Source organism: Dietzia maris (genome assembly GCF_014144855.1).
Taxonomy (GTDB): domain Bacteria; phylum Actinomycetota; class Actinomycetes; order Mycobacteriales; family Mycobacteriaceae; genus Dietzia; species Dietzia kunjamensis.
On sequence record NZ_JAALDN010000135.1, the window covers coordinates 1 to 4,504 of the forward strand.

Annotated in this window: 7 protein-coding genes; 3 read left to right on the forward strand and 4 right to left on the reverse strand. The window is 69.0% G+C overall.

The window, feature by feature from the left end:
• Positions 1-332, reverse strand: a 332-nt coding sequence (locus tag G6024_RS05175; RefSeq protein ID WP_159148223.1) for a VOC family protein, incomplete at its 3' end; no start/stop codon positions are given.
• An 84-nt stretch (positions 333-416) separates the two neighbouring features.
• On the opposite strand from G6024_RS05175, the gene G6024_RS05180 reads away from it, so the two are divergent.
• Positions 417-1,121: an AzlC family ABC transporter permease gene (locus tag G6024_RS05180; protein WP_069388494.1), complete on the forward strand. Its 705-nt coding sequence runs from the start codon at positions 417-419 to the stop codon at positions 1,119-1,121.
• Positions 1,118-1,453, forward strand: coding sequence for a branched-chain amino acid transport AzlD family protein (locus tag G6024_RS05185; protein ID WP_119193280.1), 336 nt, complete (start codon positions 1,118-1,120; stop codon positions 1,451-1,453). The genes G6024_RS05180 and G6024_RS05185 overlap by 4 nt, the downstream gene beginning before the upstream one ends.
• Positions 1,454-1,475: 22 nt before the next feature.
• Here the strand turns inward: G6024_RS05185 and G6024_RS05190 are convergent, their stop codons facing one another.
• Positions 1,476-2,720 (reverse strand): cytochrome P450, encoded by a 1,245-nt coding sequence (locus G6024_RS05190; protein WP_159148224.1) that lies wholly within the window; start codon positions 2,718-2,720, stop codon positions 1,476-1,478.
• 72 nt (positions 2,721-2,792) lie between these two features.
• Between G6024_RS05190 and G6024_RS05195 the strand changes: the two genes are divergently transcribed.
• Entirely contained in the window at positions 2,793-3,245 is a 453-nt protein-coding gene (locus G6024_RS05195; RefSeq protein ID WP_235027764.1) for a MarR family winged helix-turn-helix transcriptional regulator, read from the forward strand.
• Positions 3,246-3,281: 36 nt separating this feature from the next.
• Here G6024_RS05195 and G6024_RS05200 read toward each other — a convergent pair whose 3' ends face one another.
• Positions 3,282-3,839, reverse strand: coding sequence for a GNAT family N-acetyltransferase (locus tag G6024_RS05200; protein ID WP_067720150.1), 558 nt, complete (start codon positions 3,837-3,839; stop codon positions 3,282-3,284).
• A gap of 120 nt (positions 3,840-3,959) precedes the next feature.
• On the reverse strand, positions 3,960-4,289 hold the full coding sequence (locus G6024_RS05205; protein ID WP_159148225.1) for a hypothetical protein: 330 nt from the start codon (positions 4,287-4,289) through the stop codon (positions 3,960-3,962).
• Positions 4,290-4,504 lie beyond the last annotated feature (215 nt).

The following is a 4,504-nucleotide window of genomic DNA, read 5'->3' on the forward strand; positions in this document are numbered from 1 at the left end:
GTGTCGTGGAGCTCCATGACGATCTCGGCGCCCGCCGCCCGGGCGCGCTCGTAGACGACATCCGCGTCGGCGGTGACCACGTAGGCCAACCCGGTTCCCGGCGGCATCGCATGGGGATCATCCGGCCCCGGCCGTTGGTCACCGAGCATGATGCCGCCACCCTCGGGCCACAGCAGTTCGGCGTGCACGATGCGGCCGTCCTCGGCATGGGAGACGGTCTCGACGAAACCCAGTGCCTCGACCAACCAGTCGATGACGGCGCGGGCGTCCGAGCATCGGAAGCAGTGCCACACGGTGGGAGCGGGCTGGGTCCCGGGCTGGTGTGCGCTCATGCCCCGAGTGTGCGCCGTCCGGCGCGAGCGCGGAAGGGCTCCGACGGGGGTGATGCCAAATCGTGGCTGGCTAGACTGCCCGGCGTGCCGCACGCCCCCTCCACCAGCGCAGAGATCCGCAAGGGTCTTGCCGACTGCTCGACCGTCGGGCTGGGACTCGTCCCGCTCGGTCTGGCGTTCGGGGTGCTGATGACGCAGGCCGGGTTCGACTGGTGGTGGGCACCGGTGTTCTCCATCGTCATCTACGCCGGCTCCATGGAGTTCCTCGCGATCGGCCTGCTCACCGCGGTCACTCCCCTGTACTCGCTGGCCGCCGCGGCGTTCCTGGTGAACTTCCGGCACGTCTTCTACGGGCTGAGCTTCCCGATCGAATCCATCCGCTCTCGGCTCGGCCGACTCTATGCCGTCTACGCCCTCACCGACGAGGTGTACGCGATCACCGCCACCAAGCGGCGCGTGGAGATGACCGGCGCCCGGACGCTGACCATCGCGATCACCTGCCAGTCGCTGTGGGTGGTGCCGGGCATCGTCGGTGCGCTCGTGGGATCCGCGCTGCCGGAAGGACTGGACGGGCTGCAGTTCGCGCTGACCGCCCTGTTCGCCGTGCTTGCGGTGGACGCGTGGCGGTCCTCGGGAGACCTGCCGGCGCCGGTGATCGGCCTGGTCTGCGGCCTGGTCGCGGCGGTGGTCGCGCCCGGTCAGATGCTCATCGTGGGCCTGTGCGCGTTCGTCGTAGTGCTGTTGCTGCGCTACGTCTGGGCCGCGCGCACCGAGCGGGCCGCGACGTGACCGCCGCGGTGCCCGGGACCGCCTACCTGCTCGCCGGGCTGGGCGTGATGTTCCTCGTGACGCTCGCGCTGCGGGCCGCCCCGTTCCTGGCGCTGACCCGGCTGCGCGATTCCGGCGTCGTCCGCTATCTGGGCCGCACGATGCCCGCCGGCGTGATGGTCGTGCTGGTGGTCTACACCCTGCGGGACACGACCACCGAGCTCGGCTCGTGGGTGCCGGCGGCCGTCGCGTTGGGGCTCACTCTGGCTGTGCACCTGGCGTTTCGACGGGCCGCGGCGAGCATCGTGCTGGGGACCGCGACCTACATGCTGCTGCAGACCCTGCTGGTGTGAGCCTGCCGGCCCCGCCTGCCGCTCAGTGGACCACCGGGCACGTGCCCAGGTCGACCTTCCACTCGGTCAGGCCGTTGAGCCACCCCGACCGGAGCCGCGTGGGGTCGCCGAGCGCGGTCAGATCCGGGAAGTAGTCGGCGACGGCGTTGAAGATCAGCTCGAGCTGCATCTTCGCGAGGTTGGCGCCGAGGCAGTAGTGCGGGCCCTGGCCGCCGAAGGTGACGTGGGGGTTCGGATCGCGCAGGATGTTGAAGCTGAAGGGGTCGTCGAAGACCTCCTCGTCGAAGTTCGCGGAGCCGTAGCAGATCAGGACGCGGTCGCCCTTCGCGATCGACACGCCACCGATCTCGGTGTCCTCCATGGCGGTGCGCTGGAACTGGGTGATCGGCGAGGCCCACCGCAGGATCTCGTCGTAGGCGGTCTCGGGCCGCTCGCGCTTGAACAGTTCCCACTGCTCGGGGTGCTCGAGCATGGCGACCATGCCGTGGGTGGTGGCGTTGCGGGTGGTCTCGTTGCCGGCCACGGCCAGGAGGGTGACGAACCAACCGAACTCCTCGGCGGAGAGATGTTCGCCGTCGACGTCGGCCTGGACGAGCTTGGTCACGATGTCGTCGCGCGGGTTGGCGGCGCGGTCCTCGGCCATGGCGTTCGCGTACCCGATGAGCTCCATGGACGCGATGGCGGGAGCGTCAGGGTCGCCGCCGGCGTCGTAGCTGGTCATGATGTTGGACCACTCGAAGATCTTGTGGCGGTCCTCTTGCGGCACGCCCAGTAGGTCGGCGATCGCCTGGAGCGGCAGCTCGGAGGCGATGGCGGTGACGAAGTCGTCGGCGTTCGACTCGGCGGCGGCGGTGACGATCTTGCGTGCCCGGTCGGCGAGCTCGTCGCGCATGCCGGCCACGCCCCGGGGGGTGAACCCGCGGGAGATGATGCGCCGGTGCTTCTTGTGGATCTCGCCGTCCTCGTTGACGAGCATCGACCGCTGGGCCTCGATGATCGATCGGTCGGTTCCCTCGGCGAACCGCGGGATCATCGTGTTCTCGCCGGCGGAGAACACCTCCCCGGTCAGGCGCGAGATCTCCTTGACGTCGGCATGCTTGGTGACCAGCCAGTAGTGGTCGTCGTCGAACCCGTCGGAGCCCGCGCGCTTCTCGACGCGGTGGATCGGTTCGGTTTGCCGGAGCTTGCGCCACTCGTCGTGGGGGAGCCGCTTGGAGAACAGGTCGGGGTCGGTGAAGTCGAAGCCTGCCGGGATGGTGACGTCCATGGTGTCTCCTGGGGCTGGTCGCCCGCCGGGTCCGGCGGGGATGAAACCGTGAATAGTGGTAACTATATACACGTGGCACTATCCTCGAGTGAGATTCTCGACCGCGCTCTGATGTTGGCGGAGCAGATGTCGGGATCGATCGCGCGCGCGGCGGCGAACTACGACCTGACGGTGCCGCGGCTCGAGCTGTTGTTCGTCCTGGGTCTGCAGGGCGAGTGCAAGCAGGTGGAGCTCGCCACCTATCTCGATTGCTCGCCGCGCCAGGTGACCGCGCTGGTGGACGGCCTCGTGGCCAGCGGGCACGTGGAGCGCACGATGCCACCGGACGACCGGCGGGTGCGGCTGGTCAACCTGACGGAGAAGTCACGCCGGATCGTGGATGAGGTGGTGACCGCGCGCGTCGGACTCGCCGAGTGGTTGTTCGAAGGATTCGACGACGACGAGCTGCAGGCGTTCGGCGCGGTGTCCGAGAAGCTGGTCTCCCGGATGAGCGGGCGGGCGCTGAGCCGGCTCCCCGAGCAGTGAGTCGAGTTCGGCCGATGGGGCACGCCGGCCGTTGAATCAGGCGGAGCAGGTAGCGCAGCCGGTGTCCGCGCGGGCGTACTCGACGAACCCGCGGGAGAGGTAGTTGGGGACGGCGGCGGGGGAGTCGTCGTCGCAGGTGTGCAGCCACACCCGGCGGCACCCGGGCACGTTCCAGGCGATGCGGCAGACCTCGGAGAGGAACCATCCGCCCAGGCCGCGGCCGGCGAATTGGGGGAGCAGGCCGAAGTAGACGATCTCCACGTCGACGCCGTCGTCCCCGGCACCGTCAGCGTTGTTGAAGGCTGGGCCGGTGGTCTCGTCGCAGGGGCTCATGCGGAGTTCGGCGAACCCGACGATCTCGCCGCCCCGGGTCGCACGCAGCGTGCTGACGCACGGGTCGGAGCAGTACGAAGCCCAGTCGCCCTCTGCCCACTCCAACCGATCGATCCAATTCCAGTCGCCGCCGATCTCGCGGTACATCCGCGAGTTGAACGACGGCTCGGCGGGGAAGACGCGGGAGATGGTCAGCTCCGCACGGCCAGCGGGACGCAGGTGGTCGGCGTCGGTCTGCTGGAAGTAGGTCACGCTGGTCATCGGGTTATTGAAGCACCGCCGCCCTCCCAGACCCAACATTCGCGGGGGGAGGGCGGCGAGGAGATCAACCACGCGAGGGGCGGAACCTGCGCTGTTCGGCTGACCGCTTGTCGTACCGATTCAGTTGAACGAGATGTGCGGAACACCCGGGATGTTCAGGTCGTTGACGGACCCGGCAGCGGCGTCCTTCGCCTGGTTGAGCGCATCGGTGATTCCGTTCTGCACTCCGACTGCGGCGTGGGGACTGGCTCCGATGGCACCTGCACCTGCACCCAGGGCGGCTGAACCGCCTGCTGCAGCGCCAGTACCGACAATGCCAGCGATCGCGGTGCCAGCGGTGGCGACTGGGCCGGCCGCCATCGCGGCGCCGACGACAGGTGCTGCGATGGGGCCGAGAGCCATCAGGGCGGAGATGATCATTCCGGAGATGGCCGTGGCTGCTGCGAGCATGAGTAATCTTCTTTCTCTTGGTGGGTGGACCTGACGTGTTCGGCGTCAGGGGATGTTGAGCTGTCTGGGGGCGATTGGCGCCTGGGGGATGATCTCCCCGCGTCCGCCAAGGTCGATGGTGATGGTTTCGGGGGCCGGTGGCGCTGGTGCAGGCGCTGGCGCGGGAGCCGGAGCGGGCGCCGGTGCGGGCCGGTACGGGGCCGGAGCGGCCGGCT

What these genes read in the sequence shown, in the direction of transcription:
- G6024_RS05190 (WP_159148224.1), bottom strand. Translation starts at nt 2,720, where the DNA reads ATGGACGTCACCATCCCGGCAGGCTTCGACTTCACCGACCCCGACCTG.
- G6024_RS05200 (WP_067720150.1), bottom strand. Translation starts at nt 3,839, where the DNA reads ATGACCAGCGTGACCTACTTCCAGCAGACCGACGCCGACCACCTGCGT.
- G6024_RS05205 (WP_159148225.1), bottom strand. Translation starts at nt 4,289, where the DNA reads ATGCTCGCAGCAGCCACGGCCATCTCCGGAATGATCATCTCCGCCCTG.